This window comes from Saccharopolyspora oryzae (assembly GCF_027853915.1).
Lineage (GTDB): Bacteria > Actinomycetota > Actinomycetes > Mycobacteriales > Pseudonocardiaceae > Saccharopolyspora > Saccharopolyspora oryzae.
Genome location: NZ_JAQGLA010000041.1, coordinates 13,390 through 36,548, shown reverse-complemented (window position 1 = coordinate 36,548; position 23,159 = coordinate 13,390). Strand labels below are relative to the sequence as shown.

The following is a 23,159-nucleotide window of genomic DNA, read 5'->3' as shown; positions in this document are numbered from 1 at the left end:
TATATCCCGGCTTATGACGCCAGATCACCGCTGGCTGCCAGAATTCCCCTTGCGTGCGCGCGTTCTCCCACCCCGAGCCCCCGAGCAGGAGGTCGAACGTGCCGATCAGAGCACCCCGTGCGGCCGGTCGGCGGAGTCCCGCAGTGCTCCGCGCCGTGCTACTCGTCCTGGCCCTGAGCCTGGTCCCACCCGCTGCGCCCGCCCTGGCCGAAAACCCAGCGGCAACAAGCAAAACCGCCGATCCCCGAGTGCTGGACGCCTCCGAACGCCCACCGCTGCCGGTCGGCAACCCCCGCGAGCACCCCGAACCGCAGGAATTCCCGTTCCGGCCACGGCCTTCGACGCAGCCGGTGCAAGCGGACTGCGACGCGTCTCGGTTCACCGGTACCACCGGCGCGGAACTGGTCGGCGAGATCAAGGCCGCGACGACCGACTGCATCAACACCCTGTTCGGCCTCTCCGGCGCGGACGCGCACGGCGCGTTCCGGGAAGAGCAGATGGTCACCGTCGCCAACGCCTACCGGGACAACGCCGTCGCCTATCCCGGGGACAACAGCACGAGCACCGCGCAGCTCGTGCTGTTCCTGCGCGCCGGGTACTACGTCCAGTACGGCGATCCGGAGAACGTCGGCGACTACGGACCGGCGCTGAAGGCAGCGGTCCAGGGCGCGCTGGACGCGTTCTTCGCCAACGAGAAGTCCGGGACGGTCAGCGACGAGAGCGGCGAGGTGCTCGCCGAATCGGTGACGCTCATCGACAGCTCGGCGGAGAACGGCCGGTACCTGGACGTCGTCAAGCGGCTGCTCACCGCCTACGACTCGTCCTACGACCAGTACTGGTGGATGCTCAATGCGGTCAACAACGTCTACACGGTGCTGTTCCGCGGACACCAGTTCCCGGACTTCGTCGACGCCGTGCACGCCGACCCCAGCGTCCTGGAAACGCTGCACACCTTCGCCGCGCAGCACCTCGACCTGCTCGGCGGCGACAGCGGGTTCCTGACCGCCAACGCGGGCCGCGAACTCGCCCGCTTCAGCCAGCACGAAGCATTGCGCGACCAGGTCCGGCCGATGCTCAAGGACCTGCTCGGCAAGAGCCGGCTGACCGGTCCGACGGCGCCGCTGTGGGTCGGCATCGCCGAGGTGGTCGACTTCCACGACGGCCAGAACTGCGCCGAGTACGGCACCTGCGACCTGCAGCAGCGGCTGATCGACGCGGTCCTGACCGTCCAGCGCACCTGCAGCCCGAGCATCGGCATCCGCGCCCAGCAGATGTCGGCCGAAGAGCTGGACGCCACCTGCACCAGCCTGACCGGCCAGGACGCGTTCTTCCACGACAAGGTCCAGTCCGGCGGCCAGCCGGTCGCCGATGACAACAACACCACCATCGAGGTGGTCGTCTTCGACTCCGGCGGCGACTACCAGACCTACGCCGGCGCGATCTACGGCATCGACACCAACAACGGCGGCATGTACCTGGAGGGCGACCCGGCCCAGCCCGGCAACCAGCCGCGGTTCATCGCCCACGAAGCCGACTGGGAGCGCCCCGACTTCGAGATCTGGAACCTCAACCACGAGTACACCCATTACCTCGACGGGCGCTTCGACATGCACGGCGACTTCGCGGAGTCGACCAGCACGCCCACCGTGTGGTGGCTGGAGGGCATCGGCGAGTACATCTCGTACAGCTACCGGCAGCAGGCCTACCCGGAGGCGATCGAGGAGGCGGGCAAGCAGACCTACCGGCTCAGCGAGCTGTGGGACACCACCTACGACAACGCCGACACCAACCGCGTCTACCGGTGGGGCTACCTGGCGGTGCGGTACATGTTCGAGCGCCATCCGGACGAGCTCGGCACCGTGCTCGGGATGTACCGGAAGGGGGACTGGGCCGGTGCCCGCGAGTTCCTCACCGGGACCATCGGCACGAGCTACGACCAGGACTGGGCGAACTGGCTGACCGAGTGCTCCGCGGGGGCCTGCTCGACGCCGTGATCGGTCGGGGCGAACGGACCGCTCAGAACGCCGGCCGAGGCGAGCGGTCCGTTCGCCCCGGACGCCCGACCACGCGGTGTGACGAAACGTGATCGCTCAAGATCACGTTCCGTGACTGAAAATCACCCGGTCGTCGCGTGGGGCGGCGAAGTCTGCCGTGCCAATCTGTATGGGCCCTTCCGGGCTTCAGTCAGATGGGGGGCGGGTACCTCTTTGGGGTCGCAGGGAACGTCGCTAGGAGCTCGTCATGTTGAGCAGGCATGAGCGGGACAGGCTCGCCGAGATCGAATCGGCGCTGATGTCCGGCGATCCTCGGCTGGCGGAGAAGTTCGAGAGGTTCGACGGGCGCCGGGACTGGACCGGAGTTCGCCGGGTGCTGGTGTTCCTGGTGTTCGCGCTCCTCGTGCTGCTGGCCGCGCTGTGCCTGGTCAGCGGGCTGGTCCTGAGCTCGATCACGCTGTTCGCGGTCACCGTCGCGAGCGCTGGTGCGCTCTGGTGGCGGGGCAGGAGAAAAGGGCGAACCTGAACCAGATGTCCGATGTGGACGATTCACGGGTGCGGCAGCGCCTGCAGGACCGTGTCGGGCTCGACGTAGGTGCCTTCGGGCAGCGTCCGCAGGCGGGCCAAGTGCGCGGCGGGCGCGCCCAGCGCCTCGCACTGCTGGTGGATCTCCTGCTTGGTCGCCGGAAATCGGACGTGGCAGAGGAACCGGAGCAGCTCCGCGCGATCGGGTAAGGACGCCATCACTCGCCTCCCGGCCGGGACGACATCCGACTACCCGCCCATCACCTGCGGGAACCGCGAATCAGCGGTGCGCCTTGAGCAGTTCCCTGGCCTCAGCGGCGATGGCGGGCGCGTCGATGCCGGCCTGCCCGAGCAGCTCGGCCGGCGTCCCCGAACCAGGCATGATGCGCACCGCCAGCACGTGCACCGGAGCGCCGACCCCGGCCAGCGCGCTGAGCACGGTCTCGCCGAGCCCGCCTTCCGGCCAGTGGTCCTCCACCGTGACCAGACCGCGCGTCTCGGTCGCAGCCCTGCGCAACGTCTCCGCGTCGACCGGCTTGATCGAGTACAGGTCGATCACCCGGGCCTGGACGCCCTCCGCGGCGAGGATCTCCGCCGCCTGCAGGGACTCGTGCAAGGTGATCCCGGCGCCGACCAGCGTGATGTCGTCGCCCTCGCGCACCACCCGGGAGCCGCCGATCGGGAACTCCTCGTCCGGCGCGTAGATCACCGGGGTGGCGCCGCGGCTGGTGCGCATGTAGTTGATCCCGGGCCGGTCGGCCATCGCCGCGGCCAGCTGCACGGTCTGGTTCGCATCGCACGGGTACAGCACGGTGCTGCCGTGCACCGCGCGCAACGCGGCCAAGTCCTCCAGCGCCATCTGCGACGGCCCGTCCTCGCCGATCGCGACCCCGGCGTGCGAGCCCATCAGGCACAGGTCGGCCCGGCTGATCGCGGCCATCCGGATGAAGTCGTAGGCGCGGGACAGGAAAGCGGCGAAGGTCGAGGCGAACGGTCGCCACCCGCGCACCTGCATGCCCACCGCGGCGGCCAGCATCTGCTGCTCGGCGATGTACATCTCGAAGTAGCGGTCCGGGTGGGCATCGCGGAACATCTCCGCGAAGGTCGAGTTGCCCACCTCGCCGTCCAGCGCCACCACGTCCCCGCGGCGATCGCCGAGCGCGCGCAGCGCCTCGCCGTAGGCCTTGCGGGTGGCGACCTTGGTGCCCGGCTCGAAGGCGGGCAGCCCGCCGCCGCGCACCTCGAAGACGTGCGGCTGCGCGGTGGTGGTGGGTTTGGCCGGGGTGACCCGCAGGTCGCGGAGCCCGCCGAGCTCCTGGATCGCTTCCTCCGGGTGCACCAGCGCCTTGCCGTGGAATCCCGGTTTGTCCTCGACCTCGGCGACGCCCCTGCCCTTCTTGGTCGCCGCCAGCACCGCCACCGGACGGCCGTCGCCGTCCTCGGCGTCCTTCAACGCGGTCTCGATCTGCTCCGGGTCGTGGCCGTCGATCTCCAGCACCCGCCACCCGGCGGCCCGCGCGCGGTCGGCGTAGGCGTCGAGGTCCCAGCCGTGCATGGTCTGCCCGGTCTGGCCCAGCCGGTTGACGTCGACCAGCGCGATCAGGTTGTCCAGCTGCTCGAACCCGGCGTGCTCCAGCGCTTCCCAGACCGAGCCCTCGGCCATCTCGCTGTCCCCGCACAGCACCCACACCCGGTAGGGCAGCTGGTCCAGCCGCTGCGCGGCCAGCGCCACGCCCACCCCGATCGGCAGCCCCTGGCCGAGCGACCCGGTGGCCACGTCGACCCAGGGCAGGATCGGAGTCGGATGCCCCTCCAACCGGCTCCCGAACTCGCGGAAGGTCATCAGCTCGGCGTCGTCGATCGCACCGACCGCCTTGAAGCACGAGTACAGCAGAGGTGAGGCGTGCCCCTTGGAGAAGATCAGGTGATCGTTGCGGGGGTCTTCCGGGTGGTCGAAGTCCAACCGCAGATGTCCGTCCAGCAGCCCGGCCATCAGGTCGGCGGCCGACATGGAGGAGGTGGGATGGCCGGACCCGGCAGCACTGCTGCACCGCACGGAGTCCACCCGCAGTTGCTGCGCCAGCTCGAAGCGGAAGCTCAGGTGGTCCATGCCCCACCAAGTGCCCACCTAACCCGCCCCCGAAACTCACGCCTGTCTTGTTTGTCTGAAGCACTCGTTTTGCGTGGCGGTGCGGGTGGCGGAACCTCAGCGCCCGCCTGGTCTGCGGGTGCCCGACTTTATGTATGCCAATACACGGCAGTCGGGCCGTCCTCGCCAGGCGAACGCTGAGAACCCGCGGCGGTGCAAGCGCCGAGGGTGGGCTATTCGCCTGGCGGCGAATCCAAGCAAAAGATCAAGAGCCCTGATCAGGCAAAAGATCAAGAGCCTTGATCAGGGGCGTGCGAGTGCGTTTTGCCTGGTAGATGCACGTGAGCACTTTGGGGGGTTATAGCGCCCCAAAGTGCTCACGTGTCATGACCAGCTGAAACAGGGGCCGATTAGGGGAGGTCGGCGTTGGAGAGGCCGGAGAGCAGGCGCTTGACGACCTCTGGGTCGATCTCGGCGGTTTCCTCGGCCGGGTGTTCAGCCATCGGGCTGCGCTTGGTCTTGGAGCGGCGGGGGAGCGGGACCGAGTCCGCCGAGACCCCACCCGGGAGCGGCACCTCGCACCACACGACGCTGCCGCCGCCGCGCAGGGCGGTCGAACCGCAACGGCCACCGGCGAACCCGGGCGCCAGCGCCGGCGGGAGGGTGGCCTGCTCGTCCTCGACCTCGGCGAGGAGGCTGTCCCCGCTGAGCCGCAGGCGCACGGTGATGAAGCCCGCCGAGTCCTGGTTCGCGTTGTCCACGGCCGCGGTGACCAGGGCGGTGGTGAGCTGCGTGGTCTCGTCGATCAGATCGCGCAGGGCCCACTCGGCGAGGGTGAACCGGACGAACATCTCGGCGCAGCTGACCGCGCTGGGCAGTGCGATGAGCCGAAGGTCGTCGACTTGTGCGGTTTGGGTGTTCACCTGGCTGTCGTCCTCCATCCGCGTCCGCTGCGCGTCGTCACCCGGAAGCCGTATTTTGCCAACTCGTTCGGGCGGCTCGTGCACAGGGGCGGTGGTTTTCAGTCACTGCTCGCCGGGCCGGTTCCGGGGAATGTCGATTTCTCCGAGGCGTGCACCGCGCGCTGCCCGGCGCCCCGGCCGGGTGCCGCGGTGCGAGCCTCACGTGACTCGGTGCATGTCGACTTCCCTCGATGGTCTGCTGTGGACGTTTGGCTGCCGATCGCGTTGCGGCGCAGCATCTTTCGATACCGCAGCAGATGGTGTCGAACAGGTGCGCCAACGGCCGCGACAGCAGGGCTGAACAGAAACGTACGTGACGAATCCGGTCTGGTACAGACCGCCGCGTATCTTTTCTGCAACGGGAATATTCCAGGTGGATGAGTGCCCGATGTCCAGCTGCTGAATGGGCGGCGACGAATGTCCCCGGCTCGGGGTGAATGCGGTGCTTCGCATTCACCCCGACGAGGTCATCCGATGGTGTCAAGTCCTTCCCTGATCGCCTTGCCGAGCATTTCGATCTCGGACTCGGCGATGGTCAGCGGCGGCGACACCGCCAGCGCCTTGCCCAGCGGGCGCACGATGACGCCGAGCTCGCGGATCGCCTTCTGCGCGCGCCCGACGGCGCCCGGGTCGGCGGCCAGCACCTCCGGCGCCAGCTCGACCGCGCCCAGCAGTCCGACGCCACCGCGCACCTCGCCCACGGCGGGGTGGTCGGCGAGCTGCAGCAGAGCGTCGTGCAGCGGGCGTTCCAGCTCGTCAGCGCGCTGCAGCAGCTTCTCGCGCTCCAGGATGTCGAGGTTGGCCAGCGCCGCAGCGGCGACGGTGGGGTGCCCGGAGTAGGTCGCGCCGTGCCGGAACACGCGGCCGGGGTGCTCCCAGAACGGCTCGGCCACGCGATCGGACGCGACCACGCCGCCCAGCGGCAGGTATCCGCTGGTCACGCCCTTGGCGAAGGTGATCATGTCCGGTCGCAGGCCCCAGCGCTCGACGCCGAACCAGCTGCCCACGCGGCCGAAACCGCAGATCACCGAGTCGGCCACGAACAGGATCTCGTGCTCGGCGCACAGCTTGGCCACCGCTTCCAGGTAGCCCGGCTCCGGCGGGTAGAGGCCGCCCGCGCCGATCACCGGCTCGGCGAAGAACGCCGCGACCCGGTCGGCACCGATGCTCTCGATGGCCTCGCGCAGGGCCTCGGCGTCGTCGTACGCCACCCGGGTGGTCTCCGGGACCAGGTCGCCGAAGCCGGCCCGGTTGACCTCGATGCCGCCGATGCTGGTGCCCATGCCGTTGGTGCCGTGGTAGGCGTTGCCGCGGCTGATGATGTGCGTGCGCTGCGGCTGCCCGCGCTGCGCCCAGTACTGCCGGGCCAGCTTGGCGGCGGTGTCGATCGACTCGCCGCCGCCGGTGGTGAGGAAGATCTTCGCGTCGTCCACCGGCGCGAGCTGGGCGAGCCGGTCGGCCAGCTCCTCGGACGGCGGGTTGGTGAAGTCGTTGAACACGAAGTAGGACTCGAGCGTGCGCATCTGCGCGGCCGCCGCCTCGGCGATCTCGGTGCGGCCGTGTCCCACGTTGGCGTACCACAGGCTCGCGGTGCCGTCGAGGTACTGGCGTCCGTCCTGGTCGTAGACCCAGACGCCCTCGGCCCGGCTGACCGTGAACTGGCTGGACTTGACCTCGAACATGTCCGCGAACGGGTGCCACAGCGCAGTGCTGCGCGGTGCTGTCGACATGCGTTCCTCCTTCGGTGTCGCGCCCTCAGCTTTCCCCGCCGCACACCGGTGCGCCAGTGCCAAAACGCCGAAGTCGAGCTCGCGGATTGGCCAGATCGACACCTCCCCGCGATCACGCTCCGTGCTCGGCTGCCTCTCCGTCCACTGTGGTCCAGCGGGTGCTGCTCCCGGCTGCTGGGAAGCGTTGACACCCGCTCGGTGCGAAGTCGACGATTGGTCCGTGATGTTCCCGGTGCTCACCAGGCGGCGGCACGTCGACTTCCGGCGCGTCTGCGCCCAGGCATGTCGATCCGGAGTTCCGCGCACCTGAGCGGAAGGCGCGAATCAGTCCACAATGGAGGATTTCGAACCCAGGGAGCACCTGTGTCCAGAGTTCTGGTGATTTCCGGCAGTCCGTCGCGAACCTCGAAGACCGAGCGGATCGGCGAGCACATCGCCCAGCGCCTGTCCGGCGCCGGCCGCAGCGTCGAGCACCTGCGCGTCCGGACCCTCCCGGCGGACGCGCTGCTCAGCGCCGACACCCGGGCCCCGGCCATCGCCGAAGCAACCGCCGCGGTCGCCGCGGCCGACGGGATCGTGCTGGCCACCCCGACCTACAAGGCGAGCTACTCCGGCCTGCTCAAGTCCTTCCTGGACCTGCTGCCGCAGTTCGGCTTCGCGGGCAAGGCGGTGCTGCCGCTGGCCACCGGCGGGACCGTCGCCCACGTCCTGGCCATCGACTACGCCCTGCGCCCGGTGGTGCACTCGCTCGGCGCCCGGCACGCGGTGCAGAGCTTCTTCCTGCTCGACAAGCACGTCACGGTGGTCGACGACGAGATCAGCGTCCACCCGGACAGCGGAGGCCCGCTGGCCGACGTCATCGAGCAGTTCGACAAGGCCCTCGACGGCGTCCCGCACACCACGGTCCTCGGCCGGACCGCCTGATCGCAGCAACGACGTGGGGTGTCGGTCCTGCCCGGGACCGACAGCCCACGTCGCGTTCAGCGCAGTTCCGGAGGGCTGATCTGCGAGCGCGGGATCGCCGACGGTTCGACACCCCACTTGCGCAGGATGCGCTGGTAGCTCCCGTCGGCGATCAGCTTGTCGACCGCCGCCTGCAGCGCGGGCGCCAGCGGTGAGCCCTTGGCCAGCGCGAATCCGACGTCCAGGCGGCGGAAGTCGTTGAGGTAGCGCAGGTTCGGCTGCTGCGACGTGGCGTGGTGCAGGCCGTTGATCGTGTTCATGACCACGTCGACCTTGCCCTGCTGCAAGGCCGAGTAGTTGGCGCTGCGCTCCTTGAACACCTGGACCTGGTACGGCGGGCGCCCGGCCTCCGCGCAGCGGTGCTGCTGCGCGTTCAGGGTCGACTCGAACGTGGTGCCCGCGCCGGTGCCGATGGTCAGCCCGCACAGCTGCACGACGTCGGTGACCGGTGGGAGGTCGCTGTCGCTGCGGACCGCGAAGCCCTGGCCGTCGTCGACGTAGGTGACGAAGTCGATGGTCTTCTTGCGCTCTTCGGTGACGCCGAAGTTGCCGGTGCCGACCTGGAACTTGCCGCTGCCCAGCGCGGGCAGGATCGCCTCGAACGAGGCCTCCTGCCGCTCGACGCGCACGCCCAGCACGCGGCCCACCGCGTCGGCGATGTCGACGTCCAGGCCGACGGCGGTGGTGTTGTCCGGCAGGTAGAACGCGGCGGGCGGGCCGCCGATGGAGCTGCCGAACTTCAGCACTCCGGAGTCGCGCACCTCCGGCGGGAGCAGTGCGGCGATGGCTTCGTCCTTCGCGACCGGGGACACGACGTCGGCGGTGACGTCCAGTCCGGTCTGGTCAGGAGCGGGTGCGCAACCGGCGAGCAGTCCGGCGGCGGCGAGTGCGGTGACGGCTGTTCTCACGCGCGTGAGCATTCGGTGACGACCCTTCCGGGGAACGGCAACGGGTGTGGTGGTGGGGCCCGTGCGGGGAGGCGCCGGCTGAGCGGCCGGCGGCGCGAAGTCGGGAGCGTCAGCCGCGACAAGCGGCCGACCACACCAGGGCGAGGTCGATGTGGTTGCGCTTCACCAAACGCAGTTGCCTGGTCACGACCCGAGAATCGCCCGGTGCTGAACGGGGTGTCAACGCCGATCAACCTGTGGGACGTCCTTGACGGTCCGGTCGGGATCGATAGCGTGGACCTCGGTGGTGGGTGGTTCCCGCGCGGCGTTTCCCCTTTGTTTCAAGGCGGTTTCGGCATGTCGTTGAAGTCGGTCCGCCGAAATCCGCGCTCCCAGCGAAAATCGCAGTCCGACGGGAAGTCCTGATGACCAGATCCTCGCACCTCCAAGCGGTTCCGGAGGTCCGGACCGCCACGCCGACCGATCCGCCCCGGGCGGTCCCGACCCGACACCCCGGGAGGTGGATCGCCGCGTTCGCCGCGGTGGCGGTGCTGGCCGCAGTGGTCCACTCGATGGCCACGAACCCGAACTTCCAGTGGTCCGTGGTCGGTGCCCACTTCACCCTGCCCGCCGTGCTCAACGGCCTCTGGCTGACCTTGTGGCTGACCGCGGTCACGATGGTGCTCGGCTTCGCGCTGGGCGCGGTGCTGGCCGTGATGCGCCTGTCCGGAAATCCCGTGCTCAACGCTGTGAGCTGGCTCTACACCTGGCTCTTCCGCTCCATCCCGCTGCTGGTGCAGCTGCTGTTCTGGTTCAACATCGGCGCGCTGTACCCGACGGTGAGCTTCGGCCCGTGGTTCACGTTCGACACGGTCAACCTCATCGGCGGCACCGCGACCGCGGTGATCGGCCTGGTGCTGCACGAGGCCGCCTACGCCGGTGAGGTGGTGCGCGCCGGGATCCTGTCCGTCGACGCCGGGCAGACCGAGGCCGCGCAGTCGCTCGGCATGTCCCGGTTGCGGGTGCTGCGGCGGATCGTGCTGCCCCAGGCGATGCGGTCGATCATCCCGCCAGCGGGGAACATGCTGATCGGAACGCTCAAGAGCACGTCCATCGTCAGCGTCATCGCGGTCCACGACCTGCTGTACTCGGTGCAGCTGATCTACAACCGCAACTACCAGGTGATCCCGCTGCTGCTGGTGGCGACCGCCTGGTACCTCGTGGTCACCTCGATCCTCACCGCCGGCCAGTACTACGTCGAGCGCCACTACGCCCGCGGCGCGGAGCGCGAGCTGCCGCCGACACCCCTGCAACGGCTCCGGGCCGTGCTGAAGGGAGCCCGTTGATGCTGGAGATAAGCGGTCTGCACAAGAGCTTCGGTTCGACGCGGGTGCTCGGCGGGGTGGACCTGTCGGTGCGCCGGGGCGGGGTGACCTGCGTGATCGGGCCGTCCGGCTCCGGGAAGAGCACGCTGCTGCGCTGCGTCAACCACCTGGAGAAGGTCGATGCGGGGCGGGTCGAGGTCGACGGCGAGCTGATCGGCTACCGCGAGTCCGGTGGTCGCCTGCACGAGCTCGGCGACCGCGCGGTCGCCCGCCAGCGCGCCCAGATCGGCATGGTGTTCCAGGACTTCAACCTGTTCGGCCACCTGACGGTGCTGCAGAACTTGGTCGAGGCGCCGATCGGGGTGCTCGGTCTGTCCAGGAAGGACGCTGAGGATCGAGCTCGGGACAAGCTGCGCCGAGTGGGCCTGGCCGAGCGCGAGAATGCCTACCCGCGGCAGCTTTCCGGCGGTCAGCAGCAGCGGATCGCCATCGCGCGGGCGCTGGCGATGGAACCGAAGTTGCTGCTGTTCGACGAGCCGACCAGCGCGCTGGACCCGGAACTGGTGGGGGAGGTGCTGGCGGTGCTGCGCGATCTCGCCGCCGCAGGGCACACGATGCTGGTGGTGACCCACGAGATCGGTTTCGCTCGCGAAGCGGCCGACGAGGTCGTGTTCCTCGACGGCGGCGAGGTGCTGGAATCCGGGCCGCCGGGCCAACTGCTCGACCGGCCCCGCGAGGCGAGGACCAGGGAGTTCCTGGAACACGTGCTGTGAGGGGAGATCCGCCGCTGACCTGCCCGAACAGCGCGCCGGAGGCGGAGGTTCGCGGCCGGCGGCTGTGATCTCGGTCGTACTCCCGGGGATCGGATCGTGCGAAGGTCGAGGTGATCCGAGCGGAAGGAGCGTCGACCATGACTGGCCGCAGCCCGAAGTTGCAGCGCGCGTACGACCTCAAGAGCAAGGAGGAAGCCGAAGCGGTCTACGACGAGTGGGCCGCCGAGTACGACGCGGACATGCTCGCCGGGATGGATTACGTCGCCCCGGCCAACGCCGCGAACCGCCTGGTCGACCTGGCCGGCGCGGACCTGGGCCCGGTCCTGGACGCGGGCTGCGGAACGGGCCTGGTCGGCAAGGTGCTGGCGTCCCGGTCGGTGGCGGTGATCGACGGCCTCGACCTGTCCCGGGGCATGCTCGACCAGGCCCGCGCGACCGGCGCCTACCGCAACCTGACCAAAGCAGACCTGACGAAGCGCCTGGACATCCCGGACAACACCTACGCGGCGGCGATCTGCGTCGGAACGATCACCGATGGCCACGTCGGCCCGGAGGTCTTCGACGAACTGGTCCGCGTGGTCCGCCCAGGAGGCCTGGTGGTCGCCACGGTCGCCCACGTCTGGGAGTCCCGCAAGGTCGGCGAATACCTGAACGGCCTGGTCGAAGCGGGCCGAATCCACCTCCGCGAAGCGGACGAGTGGGAGTCGGTCAACGGCGAGGACGTCCGCTGCAAGATCCCAGTCCTGGAAGTCCGCTGACCGGCACTGGTGCGCCTCCCGACATGCCCTCGCGTGTCGGGAGGCTGGCGGGGTGGGAGCATGATCGGCGTGCGGACGTTCGATGCGGTTCTGTGCGATCTGGACGGTGTGCTTCGCTGGTGGGATCCAGCGATCATGCATGACGCTGAGCGCCACGGCGGCCTGCCGAAGGGGGCGCTGGCCGGCGCGGCGTTCGCCCCGGAACGCCTGAAACCCGCGATCACCGGAGCTCAAACCGACGAGCAGTGGCGCCAGGCCATCACCGCGGACCTGGCCGTGCTTTGCGGTGTCGAGACAGCACGCGCTGTCGTTGCCCAGTGGTCCGCGCCGGTCGGCGACCTCGTGGACGAGGTCGCGGAACTCCTCGCCGACCTGCGAGTGCCGGTCGTGCTGGTGTCCAATGCGACGACCAGGCTCGAGTCCGACCTGGCGGAGCTGGGCGTTCTCGACCTGTTCGACGCCGTGGTGAACAGCTCCAGCGTCGGCGCGGCCAAACCCGATCCGCGCATCTACCAGTTCGCCGCGGAACGGGCCGGAGCCGACGTCGATCGATGCCTGTTCATCGACGACACCCTGGAAAACGTCGCGGCCGCAAGTCATCTCGGCATGATCGGCGTGCACTACCAGGACCCGGACCAGCTCCGAGCTGCCCTCGGCTGAAGGGCGTTGGCCCAGCTGGCGAGCCGCGGCTCAGAGCGGGCCGTCGAGCCAGTTCTGGATCAGGGGCGCGGTGATGGCGACCAGGTTCTCCTTGGGTTCCGCGGTGATCGCCTCGGTTCGGAGGACCAGGCGGGAAGCCGCCAGGCCCATCAGGTGGCTGCAGACCAGTTCTGCTCGGAGCTGGGCGTCGGGGCCGGGGAGGCGTTCGGCCAGCCGGGTGAGCAGCTGGTGCTCGAAGTTCGCCCGGAACTGGGCTCCCGCCGGGCGGGAGGAGGTGAACACCGCTCGGAGCAGCGGGTCGCCCTGGGTCTGCTCGTGGTAGTCCAGCAAGGTGCGCACCAGGTGTTCGCCGAGCTGGGGGAGTTCGCAGTCGAGCAGCCGCTCGGCGTCCTGCTCGAAGCCCGAGGCTTCGGTGAACAGGTCCTCCTTGCTGCCGAAGTACTTCACCACCAGCGCGGCGCTCACCTCGGTGTCGGCCGCGATGTCGCGCAGCGTCACGTCGGCGTAGCCGCAGGAGGAGAAGCGGCGCCGGGCCGCCTTCAGGATCGCCTCGCGGGTTGCGCAGGCATCACGCCGCTGATCGTCGCCGACTGCCGGGCTGGACATGTCGATCAGGCTAGCGCGCCTGCCCGGTCGCGGTCGCCACCTGCGGGACAACGGGTGCGTACCGACGTGCGGACGGGGTGACCGCGGCGATCAGCGCGGCCAGCAGCGCCGCCGTGCCTGCGACGAGGAAGACCCAGGAGTAGGCCGTGACCGACGGGTACTCGACCCCGGAGATCTGCACCACCGACCCCGTCGTCAGCGCCACCACGATGGCGCTGCAGCTGGACGTGCCGATCGAGCGGGCCAGGGTGTTGAGGCTGTTCGCAGCGGCGGTCTCGGCCGGCGGCACGGCGCGCATGATCAGCGTCGGCAGCGCGCCGTAGGCCAGCGCACCGCCGATCGCCACGATCGTCAGGTTGAACACCACCAGCGGCAGCGGGTCGTGCAGGAACGATCCGGCGAGGTTGCCCGCGGTCAGCACCGATCCGCCGAGGATCAGCGTGGTCCGCGGTCCGCGCCGCCGCGAGATCCGCGCCGACAGCGGGGAGAACACGCCCATCGCCCCGCCGATCGGCAGCAGCACCAGTCCGGTGACCACCAGCGACATCCCGAAGCCGTAGCCGGTGCCCACCGGGGCCTGCATGATCTGCGCGCCGACCATGAACCCGGCGAACATCGCCATCCCGATCAGCACGGAGGCGATGTTGGTCAGCAGCACCGCGGGGCGGGCCGAGACCCGCAGGTCCACCAGCGGGGACGGGGTGCGGAGTTCGTAGCCGCCCCACACGAGGAACAGGGCAGCGGCCGCGACGAGCAGGCCGAGCACCGGCGGACTGGTCCAGCCCCAGTCGTTGCCCTTGGAGATCGCCAGCAGCAGGCAGGTCAGGGCGGCCGAGAGCCCGAGCGCGCCGACGAAGTCGAACCGCCCGCCGCTGCGCAGCGCCGACTCCGGCACCACCAGGCGCACCAGCGCGAACTCGACGAGGCCGAAGAGGGCCGCACCGCCGAAGAGCCAGTGCCAGTTGAAGTTCTCGGCGACCACTCCGGTCACCGGGAGCCCGACCGCACCACCGATCCCGAGCGTCGCGCTCATCAGCGCCACCCCGGAGGTGATCCGCTCCTCCGGCAGTTCGTCGCGCATGATGCTGATGCCCAGCGGCACGACACCGATCGCCGCGCCTTGCAGCACCCGGCCGACCAGCACGGCACCGAAGTCGTCGCTGACCGCGCCGATGGCGCTGCCCGAGGACATGGCGGCCAGCGAGACCAGCAGCATCCGCCGCTTGCCGTACATGTCGCCGAGGCGGCCGAGCACCGGCGCGCACACCGCGCCCGCCACCAGGGTCGCGGTGACCAGCCACGCCGCGTTGGCGGGGGTGGTGTTGAGGAGCCTGGGGAACTCCGGCAGCAGCGGTACGACCAGGGTCTGCATCAGCGACACCGCGATCCCGCAGGAGGCGAGCACTCCGATGACGATCTTGGAACGTCGCTGGGATGCGGCCGTGGGGCTGCTCATCGGGCTCCTCGCTCTTCAGGTGAACTTGTGTTCACCAAGCAAGTGAACCTGTGTTCACCCAGTCCCACAAGGGTGCTTTGGATGGAATTTCCGGTGATGAATGGAAATTCGTCCGATTATTCATCCACTGTGGACGAGTTGATCAAGATGGAAGTAGCTCTTAGTAAGAGGTACTTTGGTGCTATGAGCGATGCGGTGGCGGTGGGCGACGAGCTGATGTCGGTGCTGGCCGGCCTGCGCCGACGGGTTCGCCGCAGGCTGCGGCCGGAAGCGCCCGGTCCGAAGCTGCGCGGCGCGCAGGTCGAGCTGCTGCGAGCCGTGGAGGACCAACCGGGCATCGGGGTGCGAGGGGCGGCGGAGGTGCTGCACCTGGCGCCCAACTCGGTCAGCACGCTGGTCAACCAGCTGGTCGCGATGGGAATGCTGGAACGGCACCCGGATCCCGATGACCGCCGCGCCGCGAAACTGCAGCTCACCGACCTCGCCGAGCACCGCCTGGCGTACTGGCGCGAGGCGCGTTCCGAGCTCGTCGGCGCCGGTGTCGCCCAGCTCCCGGAGGCCGATCAGGAGGCGTTGCGGCAGGCGCTGCCCGCGCTGCGCCAACTGCTGGCGAACCTGTCGGCCGACGAGCCGCCGGATCTGGAGGAGTCATGACCGAGGAACTCGCGGTGTGCTGCGAAGGCCTGCGCCACCGCTTCGGGGACACGGTGGCCGTCGACGGCGTGGACCTGCGCATCGTCTCGGGGGAGGTGTTCGGGCTGCTCGGCCCAAACGGGGCGGGCAAGACGACCACCATCCGCATGATCGCCACGCTGCTGCCCGCCGCGCCCGGCGCGATCGAGGTGTTCGGCGTCGACGTGAACCGCCGCAAGCTCGCCGCCCGCCGGTTGATCGGCTACGTGCCCCAGCAGCTCTCGGCCGACTCCGCGCTCACCGGCCGCGAGAACGTCGAGCTGTTCGCCCGGCTCTTCGACGTCCCGAGGGCGCAGCGGCGCGATGCGGTCGACGCGGCGCTGCGCTCGGTGGGCCTGGACGACGTCGCGGAGCGGACCGCGGCCACCTACTCCGGCGGCATGGTCCGCCGCCTGGAACTGGCCCAAGCGCTGGTCAGCGCGCCGAGGCTGCTGGTGCTGGACGAGCCGACGATCGGCCTGGACCCGATCGCCCGCGCGGGCGTGTGGGAGCGCATCGACGAGGTACGGGCGGCCACCGGGATGACGGTGCTGGTCACCACGCACTACATGGAGGAGGCCGACCGCCAGTGCGACCGGGTCGCGCTGATGCACCGCGGCCGGATCCACCGCGAAGGAACACCGCTGGAGCTGCGCACCGAGGTCGGGCCGGAGGCGACGCTGGAAGACGCCTTCCGCGCGGTGACCGGCGACGCGCTGGGCGAGAGCACGGGGGAGGGGATGCGCGATGTCCGTGCAGCACGCCGGGTCGCACGTCGTGTCGGTTGAGCCGCTGCGACGTGGACCGATCGGGCTGATGGCGTCCCGGATCGGGACGATGTGCCTGGTCGAGCTGCAGAAGCTGCGCCACGACCGCACCGAGCTGATCACCCGGGCCATCCAGCCCGCCCTGTGGCTGGTCATCTTCGGCGAGACGTTCAACCGCCTGCGGGTGATCCCGACCGGCGACGTGCCGTACCTGGACTACCTGGCACCGGGCATCCTGGCGCAGTCGGCGCTGTTCGTCGCGATCTTCTACGGCATCCAGATCATCTGGGAGCGCGACGCCGGGGTCCTGGCGAAACTGCTGGTCACCCCGACGCCTCGGGTGGCGATCGTGAGCGGCAAGGCCTTCGCAGCCGGCGTGCGCGCGCTCGCGCAGGCGCTGGTGGTGCTGGTGCTGGCCGCGCTGCTCGGGGTGTCGATGACGGCGAACCCGCTGCGGCTGCTGGGCGTGGTCGTGGCAGTGCTGCTGGGGTCGGCGTTCTTCTGCTGCCTGTCGATCACCATCGCCGGGCTGGTGCTCTCGCGGGACCGGCTGATGGGCATCGGGCAGGCGATCACCATGCCGCTGTTCTTCGGTTCCAACGCGCTGTACCCGGTGGAGCTGATGCCGGGCTGGCTGCAGGCGGTCAACCGGGTCAACCCGCTGGGCTACGAGGTGGACGCGCTGCGCGGACTGCTGCTCGGCCTGCCCGCGAACCTAATGCTGGACTTCGGCGTGCTGGTGGTGGCCGCCGTCGCGATGATCTGCGTCGCCTCGGCTCTGCTGGCCAGGCTCGCCCGCTAGAGCATCCGCTCCAGCACCATCCGCTGGCTGGACAGGACGTGCTGCTTGGCCACCTCGGCCGCCCGGTCGGCGTCGCCGGCGCTGATCGCGGCCTGGATGGCCTCGTGCTCGCGGCACACCCGCTCGGGCTCGAGGTTCATCCGGAACAGCCAGGCGAGCCTGCCGTGCAGCGGCTCGAGCATCGACGCCAGCAGGTCGTTGCCCGACAGGTCCACCAGCTTCTCGTGGAAGGCCTCGTTGGCGTTGGACATCTGATCTATGTCACCGGATTCGAGCGCCGCGCGGGACCGCTGCGCCAGTTCGGCCATCACCTCGACGTCACCGGGTTCGGCCCGCTCGGCGGCCAGGCGGGCGGCGTAGACCTCCAGCGCCTCGCGCACCTCGAACAGCTCCTTGGCCTGCTGGCGGTCGAGCCCGCGGACGAACACACCGCGGCGGCCGGGCGGCACGTCGACGAAGCCCTCGCTCTGCAGCATCCTGATCGCCTCGCGCACCGGAACTCGGGAAATCCCCAGCTCAACGGCGAGGTCCTGCTCGAAGATCCGGTCGCCGGGCAGCAGCCTGCCGGAGGCGATCCGGGCCTGCAGCTCCTGGCGCACCTGCTCGCGCAGGGGCACACGAGGCTCTGCGGCTCGTTCTCCGGTGACCGACACGGTGCCTCCTCGTCGCTGGCTGCCGCCCCACCCTAAGTCAGCGACCGGCCCGGGCGGCAGCCTTTCGCGATCAGATCCCGCGCTTCACGGCCCGAGTGCCCACCACCAGACCGATCGTGGCGAGCACGACGGCGGCGAGGCCACCGGCGAGCACCGACGGGTCCAGGAGCTGCCCGGAGAACAGCGCCCGGGCGGCGTCGGCGATGTGCGAGACCGGGTTGATCCGCGAGACCACCTGCAACCAGCCCGGCCCGGCATCCATCGGCAGCAGCACGCCGGACAGCAGCATCAGCGGGAACAGGACGAGCTGGGTGACCGCGTAGAACAGCTCCCCGCCGGGGTGCGCGGCGATGGCCAGCACGTAGGACAACGACCCCAGGCCCACGCCGAACACCAGCAGCAACGCCAGTCCGGCGAGGACGCCGACCGGGTGCAGCTGGAAGCCGAGCGGCACCGACAGCGCGATCAGCAGCACGGCCTGCACCAGCAGCAGGGCGAACTCCTTGAGGGTGCGCCCGACGAGCATCGCCGAGCGGTTCAGCGGGGTCACCAGCATCCGCTCCATCGAGCCGCTGCCCAGCTCGACCAGCAGGTTGTACCCGGCCATCATGGGCCCGAACAGGCACATCATCACCAGGATGCCGGGCACGAACCACTGCCACGGCGAGGCCTCGAAGCCCGGGGTGCCGGCCAGCAGCGGCCCGAACAGGAACAGGAACAGCAGCGGCTGCGCCATGCTGAACAGGATCGCCGTCGGCTCCCGCAGGCTCGGCGTGATCTCCCGCTGGAAAACCGTTGCGGTGTCGCGGAAGAAGGTCATCGGTCGGTCCTTTCCAGGGTGGGTGGTCATGACTGGGTCTCGCGCAGGCTTCGACCGGTGAGCGCGAGGAACACGTCGTCCAAGGTGGGGCGCGCGGTTTCGGCCGCGATGGCCTTGATCCCCCTGTCCTCCAGGGCGCGCAGGTACTCCGGCAGGGCGGCGTCGGCGCGCGGGACGCGGACGCGGATCGAGCGGTCCTCGACGGTCACCGCGTCGGTCATGCGCTCGGCCGTCTCGGCGGCTGCTGCCACGTCCGGCTGTGCGACGGTGATCGTGATGCGATCGCCGGCGAGGTCGGCTTTGAGCTGGCCGGGAGTGCCGTCGGCGATGACCCGGCCCTCGTCGACGACCACGACCCGCTCGGCCATGGTGTCGGCCTCGTCGAGGTAGTGGGTGGTGAACAGCAGCGTGGTGCGGTGCTCCTCGCGCAGCCGCAGCACGTGCTCCCAGATGTTGGCGCGGCTGTGCGGGTCCAGGCCGGTGGAGGGTTCGTCGAGGAACAGCAGTTCCGGCCGGTTCACCAGGCCCATCGCGATGTCCAGGCGGCGGCGCTGGCCGCCGGAGAGGGTGCCGGGCTTGCGGTCGGCCAGCGCGGTCAGGTCGAGCAGCTCCAGGACTTCGCCGGCGCGGTGCCGGGCGTCGTGGCGGGACATGCCGTAGCTGCGGCCCTGGGTGATCAGCTCGTCGCGGGCCCGGTAGTTCTCGCCGGCGCTGTTCTTCTGGCCGACGTAGCCGATGCGGGCGCGGACGGCCGCGGGCTCGGTGCGGATGTCGTGCCCGGCGACGGTGGCGGTGCCCGAGGTGGGCGGCAGCAGCGTGGTGAGCATCCGCAGGCTGGTCGACTTCCCCGCGCCGTTGGGGCCGAGGAAGGCCACCAGCTGGCCGGGTTCCACGTCGAGGTCCAGGCCGCGGACGGCCTCGACGGGGTGGCGCTTGACGGTGAACCGGCGGGTCAGACCGCGGGCACGGATCATCGACGACTCCTAGCTGGTCGATCGCCCGCCGAATGCGGGCACGACGAAGAAACCCCAGTTCAGGGGTGGTTTCGGGAGAGCTCGATCTTGCCCCGGGAGGGGGTTGCCGGTCAAACGTGAACATTGCGTTCATGTTTGCTCTGACCTGCGAAAACGCTGTTCGGCGGGGGCTCCGGAATGGCATCGGGATTCGGCGGATTCGCAGTTCAGCGGCGATCCGGGAGGAATCCGGGAGAAAATTCACTGTGAACCTCGGGTTTACAAGGTGTACTGTGAACCTCAGGTTTACAAGGAGGTCGGAAGATGGACGAGGTCGGGCGGTTGGTGCGGCGGTTGGCCGAGGCGGCGCCGGTCGAAGTGGTCGACCCGGGCGCCAAGCTCAGCGACGTCGGCGACGAGCAGGAGCGGCGGTTGCGCTCGCTGGGCAGGTTCCGGGCGGCGCTGGACGTCGAGGACCAGGTGGCGGAGGCCGCGATGCGGCAGACCGCGGAGGCGGCGGAGGAATCAGTGTGGCTGGGCGCGAGCTTGGCCGATCTGAGCGCGGTCACCGGGCGCACCCGGCAGGCGGCGCGCAAGCGCTGGCCGGAGCTCGGCGACGTGTACCGCCGCCGCAAGTGGCTCGGCAACCACGTCGAGGACATCTCCTACATGGCCGGGCTCCTGGCGTCCCACGCCGACGACCTGGTCCCCACCCGCGGCCACGGCACGTTCATGAAGCTGGTCCGCCGGCTCCGCGAAGGAATCCAGCGCTGCGAAGCCGATTTCGCCGCGGACGCCCGGTCCGACGAGCACCCGGCGGCCCGCTGGCGGGACCTGGACGACCTGGTCAACGTGACCCTGCGCGGAATCATCGAAACCGCGGGCAAACCGAAAACCCCGGAGGCGGACTTCGCCCTCCACGGGGCCACCGGAGTCCTCGGCTACTACGACCACGCCACCAAACCCGACGACGCCTGACCCGTCCCGCCGCCGTGCGAAGACGCAAATTCAATGGAAATCGGACGTCTGATTTCCATTGAATTTGCGGGAATCCCGACACGGCCTGGTGTGTCGGGGCCCGACACGCCGGTGGTGCACAGTTTCAATTGAAACTGCGGACTTCACCCGTGGCGGACCGCGGGTTCTGGGGGCCTGGTCGGGTTAGGGGGTCACGAGAAGACGGTGAGTCCGTAGATCAGGAAGACGAGGAGGTGCGCCGCTCCGTGAAGCGGGGTGACCTTCTTGCCCGCGAACGTCGTGACCGAGAGCAGGAGGGTGACGCCCAGCAGCGCCAGGTTGGTCGGATCCTCGGCGAGCACGACGGTTTGCCCGGTCAGCAGCCCGATGGTCAGCACTGCGGGGATCGTCAGGCCGACCGTCGACACCAGCGCGCCGTGGCAGAGGTTGCTCACGCGCTGGATCTCACCGGCGTGCGCGGCCCGGACGGCGGTGATCGTCTCGGGCAGGAACACGATCATGGCGATGAGGATGCCCGACAGCGCGACGGGAGCGCCGGCGCGATCGAGACCGTCGTCGAGCAGTGCGGCCATGTCGTGCGAGAGCAGCACGATGGGAAGAACGGTCATCACGAGGGTGACAGCCCGCAGGCCCACCTCCTTGCGGTGCTGCGACAGGACTTCGGCGATCGGCGGGCGCCTGACCTCCACGGCGTCGGACGTTCCGGTGACGCTGTGGCGCGGCGAGACCTCCTGGAAGTCCGCCCGCTGCCTTCCCATCTGCAAGTGGAGGAAGAAGGCGTACAGCAGCACGGTCAGCGCGATGATCGGGATCTCCTGCCCGCGGCCGTAGGCGCCGTCCGAGCCGATGAGGCCGGGCAGGACGAAGGCGAGGGTCGTGAGCACCACGAGCAGGGACAGGTACGAGGAGACCCCGGTGCGGTTGGGCTCGAGTGCACCGTGCCGCATGCCGCCGACGAGCAGGGCGATGCCGATGACGAGGTTCAGGATGATCAACACCGCCATCACGGAGTCGCGCGCGATGGTGAGGTGCTCCCCGGGGCCGAGCATCACCGCCGAGATCAGCACGACCTCGATCAGCACGATGGACAGCGTCAGCACGAGCGTGCCGTAGGGGTCGCCGAGGCGGTGCGCCAGGTGCTCCGCCTCAGCGACCACGCCGAAGGCGCAGACGATGATCACGGCGGTGATGCCGACGAGCACGCCGACCAGCAGCGGGCTCGGAAGATGTGCCGACAGGACCGGCTCAGCGGTGAGGACGGCGACGAAGGCACCCCAGCCCAGCGCGAGCCGGAAGAGCACGGCGGGGGTGATGACGTTCCGGAAGGTGGATGCTGTCCGCAAAGACGTGTGCCCGCAATCTGCTGGGCCGTCCCTGCTCGCGTTCTCGCTCACGGGTCGTCCCGCTCGCACCTTCTGCGCTCATCCTACCCGTCAGGAGCACATCGCCTCGGAGGTGTGGGGCACCTCCGAGGCGATGCGCCGGTCAGAGGTCGGCGAGGGCGGTGACGGGATTTTCCACGCAGTCGGCGAGGTAGCGGAGGAAACCCCCGGCCGTACCGCCATCGCAAACCCGGTGGTCGAAGGTCAGGGACAGCTGGGTGACCTTGCGGAGCGCCAGTTCGCCCTGGAAGGCCCAGGGCTTGTCGACGATGCGGCCGACGCCGAGGATCGCCGCCTCCGGGTGGTTGATGATCGGCGTCGAGCCGTCCACCCCGAACACGCCGTAGTTGTTGAGCGTGAAGGTGCCTCCGGTCAGGTGCTTCGGCCCCAGCTCTCCCTCGCGGGCCTGTTCGGTGCGCTGGGAGATCGCCTCGGCCAGTTGCGCGGTGGTCATCTCGTGCGCGTCGCGAACCACCGGAACCACCAGGCCGCGCGGGGTTTGGGCGGCGAAGCCGAGACCGATGCGGCTGTGCTGGACGATCTCGTTGCGGTCGGCGTCCACCGATGCGTTGAGCTCCGGGAACCGGCGCAGCCCGGCGACGCAGAACCGCGCGAGCAGCGCCAGCAGGCCGATGCCGCGCGGCTTGAGCACGTCGCGGGCTTCCAGGAGGAGGGTGGCGTCGACGTCCACCCACGTGCTGGCGTCGGGGATCTCCCGGCGGCTGCGGGTGAGCTTGTCGGCCACCGCACCGCGCAAACCCCGCAGCGGGACGCGGGTTTCGCCAGAGGGTTCGGTGACCGGCGGTTCCGGAACTCGGGCCGCCTCCACGTCGCGGCGCAAGATCACCCCGCCTGGACCAGATCCATCCACACTGGACAGATCCACGGCGTGCTGCTTCGCGAGCCGGCGCACGATCGGGGACAGCACGCGCGGAGCTCCAGCACTGCGCGCTGCACCGTTGGCCTGCGGCACCACGTGCACCGGCCGGATCCGGTTCCGGCGCCGCCGCTTCGCACCGCCGGTCCCGTAGCCGACGAGCACGTTGCCCGATCCGGCCCGCTCCTCGGTCCGGTGCTGCTCGTGCGGGGCGTCCGCGCCGGCGATCGTGGTCAGCGGGGACCCCACCGCGATCACGTCACCGGGCTCGCCGTGCAGCGCCTCGACGACACCGGCGTGCGGGCAGGGCACGTCCACGACCGCCTTGGCGGTCTCCACCTCGGCCACCACCTGGTCGGCTTCCACCCGGTCGCCGACCGCGACGTGCCAGCGGACGATCTCCGCCTCGGTCAACCCCTCGCCCAAGTCGGGCAGGGTGAACGCGGTTCCGCCCCTCCGCGATTCACAGTGGTGGTCGCGTTCGAGGGTGATCTTGCGTTCAGAGGTTTCCTGTGGCTGGGTTGCGT

23 protein-coding genes are annotated in these 23,159 nt (G+C 69.7%); 11 read left to right on the top strand and 12 right to left on the bottom strand.

The features are described 5' to 3' along the window. The first annotated feature begins 98 nt into the window (after positions 1 to 98). Together OU415_RS22625 and OU415_RS22620 are read left to right on the top strand one after the other, a co-directional pair. The gene (locus OU415_RS22625; protein WP_270951029.1) at positions 99 to 1,994 is read left to right on the top strand and encodes a collagenase; all 1,896 of its coding nucleotides are present in this window, start codon (positions 99 to 101) and stop codon (positions 1,992 to 1,994) included. Positions 1,995 to 2,241: 247 nt separating this feature from the next. After that, the gene (locus tag OU415_RS22620; protein WP_270951028.1) at positions 2,242 to 2,520 is read left to right on the top strand and encodes a DUF3040 domain-containing protein; all 279 of its coding nucleotides are present in this window, start codon (positions 2,242 to 2,244) and stop codon (positions 2,518 to 2,520) included. Between the two features lie 23 nt (positions 2,521 to 2,543). Here the strand turns inward: OU415_RS22620 and OU415_RS22615 are convergent, their stop codons facing one another. The 4 genes from OU415_RS22615 to OU415_RS22600 all read right to left on the bottom strand — a co-directional run bounded on the left by OU415_RS22615 (position 2,544) and on the right by OU415_RS22600 (position 7,300). Further along, a complete protein-coding gene (locus OU415_RS22615) occupies positions 2,544 to 2,738 on the bottom strand; it encodes a DUF2795 domain-containing protein (protein WP_270951027.1) in 195 nt (64 codons plus the stop codon). Positions 2,739 to 2,799: 61 nt separating this feature from the next. Continuing rightward, positions 2,800 to 4,629 (bottom strand): transketolase, encoded by a 1,830-nt coding sequence (locus OU415_RS22610; protein ID WP_270951064.1) that lies wholly within the window; start codon positions 4,627 to 4,629, stop codon positions 2,800 to 2,802. A 389-nt stretch (positions 4,630 to 5,018) separates the two neighbouring features. Then, complete coding sequence (locus tag OU415_RS22605) at positions 5,019 to 5,531, bottom strand: ATP-binding protein (protein ID WP_270951026.1); 513 nt, start codon at positions 5,529 to 5,531, stop codon at positions 5,019 to 5,021. 506 nt (positions 5,532 to 6,037) lie between these two features. Beyond that, entirely contained in the window at positions 6,038 to 7,300 is a 1,263-nt protein-coding gene (locus OU415_RS22600; protein ID WP_270951025.1) for an aminotransferase family protein, read from the bottom strand. 363 nt (positions 7,301 to 7,663) lie between these two features. Here OU415_RS22600 and ssuE point away from each other — a divergent pair, with 363 nt between their 5' ends. After that, complete coding sequence (gene ssuE / locus OU415_RS22595; protein WP_270951024.1) at positions 7,664 to 8,224, top strand: NADPH-dependent FMN reductase; 561 nt, start codon at positions 7,664 to 7,666, stop codon at positions 8,222 to 8,224. A gap of 56 nt (positions 8,225 to 8,280) precedes the next feature. On the opposite strand, the gene OU415_RS22590 is transcribed toward ssuE, so the two are convergent. Beyond that, positions 8,281 to 9,171 carry an ABC transporter substrate-binding protein gene (locus OU415_RS22590; RefSeq protein WP_270951023.1) on the bottom strand — a complete coding sequence of 297 codons (891 nt, stop codon included), beginning with the start codon at positions 9,169 to 9,171 and terminating at the stop codon, positions 8,281 to 8,283. A gap of 404 nt (positions 9,172 to 9,575) precedes the next feature. On the opposite strand from OU415_RS22590, the gene OU415_RS22585 reads away from it, so the two are divergent. The 4 genes from OU415_RS22585 (at position 9,576) to OU415_RS22570 (ending at position 12,666) form a co-directional block, all read left to right on the top strand. Further along, positions 9,576 to 10,496, top strand: coding sequence for an amino acid ABC transporter permease (locus OU415_RS22585; protein WP_270951022.1), 921 nt, complete (start codon positions 9,576 to 9,578; stop codon positions 10,494 to 10,496). After that, entirely contained in the window at positions 10,496 to 11,248 is a 753-nt protein-coding gene (locus tag OU415_RS22580) for an amino acid ABC transporter ATP-binding protein (RefSeq protein ID WP_270951021.1), read from the top strand. The genes OU415_RS22585 and OU415_RS22580 overlap by 1 nt, the downstream gene beginning before the upstream one ends. Before the next feature lie 137 nt (positions 11,249 to 11,385). After that, positions 11,386 to 12,006: a class I SAM-dependent DNA methyltransferase gene (locus OU415_RS22575; protein WP_270951020.1), complete on the top strand. Its 621-nt coding sequence runs from the start codon at positions 11,386 to 11,388 to the stop codon at positions 12,004 to 12,006. Between the two features lie 60 nt (positions 12,007 to 12,066). Further along, the gene (locus OU415_RS22570) at positions 12,067 to 12,666 is read left to right on the top strand and encodes an HAD family hydrolase (RefSeq protein ID WP_333778487.1); all 600 of its coding nucleotides are present in this window, start codon (positions 12,067 to 12,069) and stop codon (positions 12,664 to 12,666) included. Between the two features lie 30 nt (positions 12,667 to 12,696). Here OU415_RS22570 and OU415_RS22565 read toward each other — a convergent pair whose 3' ends face one another. Both OU415_RS22565 and OU415_RS22560 read right to left on the bottom strand, forming a co-directional pair. Continuing rightward, a complete protein-coding gene (locus OU415_RS22565; protein ID WP_270951018.1) occupies positions 12,697 to 13,272 on the bottom strand; it encodes a TetR/AcrR family transcriptional regulator in 576 nt (191 codons plus the stop codon). 10 nt (positions 13,273 to 13,282) lie between these two features. Further along, positions 13,283 to 14,728 (bottom strand): MFS transporter, encoded by a 1,446-nt coding sequence (locus OU415_RS22560; RefSeq protein ID WP_270951017.1) that lies wholly within the window; start codon positions 14,726 to 14,728, stop codon positions 13,283 to 13,285. Between the two features lie 183 nt (positions 14,729 to 14,911). Here OU415_RS22560 and OU415_RS22555 point away from each other — a divergent pair, with 183 nt between their 5' ends. From OU415_RS22555 to OU415_RS22545, 3 genes are read left to right on the top strand one after another with little or no spacing between them, the layout of a single operon-like run. Further along, the gene (locus tag OU415_RS22555) at positions 14,912 to 15,382 is read left to right on the top strand and encodes a MarR family winged helix-turn-helix transcriptional regulator (protein ID WP_270951016.1); all 471 of its coding nucleotides are present in this window, start codon (positions 14,912 to 14,914) and stop codon (positions 15,380 to 15,382) included. Then, positions 15,379 to 16,188 carry an ABC transporter ATP-binding protein gene (locus OU415_RS22550; protein WP_270951015.1) on the top strand — a complete coding sequence of 270 codons (810 nt, stop codon included), beginning with the start codon at positions 15,379 to 15,381 and terminating at the stop codon, positions 16,186 to 16,188. The genes OU415_RS22555 and OU415_RS22550 overlap by 4 nt, the downstream gene beginning before the upstream one ends. Beyond that, on the top strand, positions 16,148 to 16,969 hold the full coding sequence (locus OU415_RS22545; RefSeq protein WP_270951014.1) for an ABC transporter permease: 822 nt from the start codon (positions 16,148 to 16,150) through the stop codon (positions 16,967 to 16,969). Before OU415_RS22550 ends, OU415_RS22545 begins: the two co-directional genes overlap by 41 nt. Here OU415_RS22545 and OU415_RS22540 read toward each other — a convergent pair. The 3 genes from OU415_RS22540 to OU415_RS22530 form a co-directional block, all read right to left on the bottom strand. Next, the gene (locus OU415_RS22540; protein WP_270951013.1) at positions 16,966 to 17,622 is read right to left on the bottom strand and encodes a GntR family transcriptional regulator; all 657 of its coding nucleotides are present in this window, start codon (positions 17,620 to 17,622) and stop codon (positions 16,966 to 16,968) included. The two genes, OU415_RS22545 and OU415_RS22540, sit on opposite strands and share 4 nt — an antisense overlap. A 70-nt stretch (positions 17,623 to 17,692) precedes the next feature. Next, positions 17,693 to 18,442 (bottom strand): ABC transporter permease, encoded by a 750-nt coding sequence (locus OU415_RS22535; RefSeq protein ID WP_270951012.1) that lies wholly within the window; start codon positions 18,440 to 18,442, stop codon positions 17,693 to 17,695. Between the two features lie 26 nt (positions 18,443 to 18,468). After that, positions 18,469 to 19,416 carry an ATP-binding cassette domain-containing protein gene (locus OU415_RS22530; RefSeq protein ID WP_270951011.1) on the bottom strand — a complete coding sequence of 316 codons (948 nt, stop codon included), beginning with the start codon at positions 19,414 to 19,416 and terminating at the stop codon, positions 18,469 to 18,471. Between the two features lie 303 nt (positions 19,417 to 19,719). On the opposite strand from OU415_RS22530, the gene OU415_RS22525 reads away from it, so the two are divergent. After that, on the top strand, positions 19,720 to 20,373 hold the full coding sequence (locus tag OU415_RS22525) for a hypothetical protein (RefSeq protein WP_270951010.1): 654 nt from the start codon (positions 19,720 to 19,722) through the stop codon (positions 20,371 to 20,373). Between the two features lie 191 nt (positions 20,374 to 20,564). Here OU415_RS22525 and OU415_RS22520 read toward each other — a convergent pair whose 3' ends face one another. Next, the gene (locus OU415_RS22520; RefSeq protein WP_270951009.1) at positions 20,565 to 21,767 is read right to left on the bottom strand and encodes a calcium:proton antiporter; all 1,203 of its coding nucleotides are present in this window, start codon (positions 21,765 to 21,767) and stop codon (positions 20,565 to 20,567) included. 91 nt (positions 21,768 to 21,858) lie between these two features. Then, entirely contained in the window at positions 21,859 to 23,124 is a 1,266-nt protein-coding gene (locus tag OU415_RS22515; RefSeq protein WP_270951062.1) for a dihydrolipoamide acetyltransferase family protein, read from the bottom strand. Positions 23,125 to 23,159: the final 35 nt, after the last annotated feature.